The 1,003-nt window shown below is 79.5% G+C and carries 2 protein-coding genes; one reads left to right on the forward strand and one right to left on the reverse strand.

Annotation, left to right across the window (positions count from 1 at the left end; translation table 11 throughout):
• Nucleotides 1–64: 64 nt before the first annotated feature.
• Nucleotides 65–529, forward strand: a 465-nt coding sequence (locus tag MW084_RS19175) for a CAP domain-containing protein (protein ID WP_275563708.1), incomplete at its 5' end; no start/stop codon positions are given.
• Between the two features lie 16 nt (nt 530–545).
• Here the strand turns inward: MW084_RS19175 and MW084_RS19180 are convergent.
• Nucleotides 546–911 (reverse strand): CAP domain-containing protein, encoded by a 366-nt coding sequence (locus MW084_RS19180; RefSeq protein ID WP_338057721.1) that lies wholly within the window; start codon nt 909–911, stop codon nt 546–548.
• Nucleotides 912–1,003 lie beyond the last annotated feature (92 nt).

Here is a 1,003-nt window from a genome sequence, read left to right on the forward strand (position 1 = left end):
CCCCCGCCCCGTCGGACCGGCGCGTCGAGGCCGGCGCCCGGAAGCACCCCTCCGNCGNNCCCNNGCCGCGCCCGCCGCGCCCGGTGCGCGCGAGGGCGGCACGGAACCGTACCGGGCCCGCGCCACCCGGACCGGCGGCACGGCGGCCGACCACGCGCGCCGCGTCGTCGACCTCGTCAACGCCGAACGCGCCGGGGCCGGCTGCCCCGCCCTCCGCGTCGACGACCGCCTCCAGCGGGCCGCCCAGGGCCACGCCGACGACATGGCCGCCCGCGACTACTACGCGCACGACACCCCCGAGGGGCGCGGCCCCGGAGACCGGATCGGGGCCGCCGGCTACCGCTGGAGCACCTGGGCGGAGAACATCCACCGGGGACCCGGGGACCCGGCCGCCGCCGTGCGCGGCTGGATGGAGAGCCCCGGCCACCGCGCGAACATCCTCAACTGCGCCTTCCGGGACATCGGCGTCGGTGTGACCCTCCGCTCCAACGGGCCCTGGTGGGTCCAGAACTTCGGTGCCGCCCGCTGACGCGCCGCACCCCCGTTCACGCCGGGCCGGCCAGGGTCTGCACCCACACCGTGCCCTCCGGCCCCGGCACCGCCGCCACACCGGTGTCCCGGTAGCGGCAGCCGAGCATGTTCCTCTCGTGGTACGAGCCGTCCATCCAGTCGTCGACGACCACCGCCGCGTCCCGGGCCCCGAGGTGCAGGTTCTCGGCCCACGCGACCGCGTCGTACCCGGCGTCCGCCATCCGCGCGTCCGCGCGCCGGCCCTCCGGGTCGGCGTGGGCGAAGTAGCGCCGCGCCACCATGTCGCGCGCGTGGGCCCGGGCCGCCGCCGTCAGCCGGGGGTCCAGGCGCAGCGGAGGGCAACCGGCCTCGGCGCGCCGGGCGTTGACCAGCGCGGTCAGCCGCTGGGCCGCGCTCGGCCCGGTACTCCGGCCGGTGCTCGGGGACGGCGCGGGCGCCGTGGTCGCGGAGGCGGCCGGNGCNGTCCCNGAGC

This window comes from Streptomyces sudanensis (genome assembly GCF_023614315.1).
GTDB lineage: Bacteria > Actinomycetota > Actinomycetes > Streptomycetales > Streptomycetaceae > Streptomyces > Streptomyces sudanensis.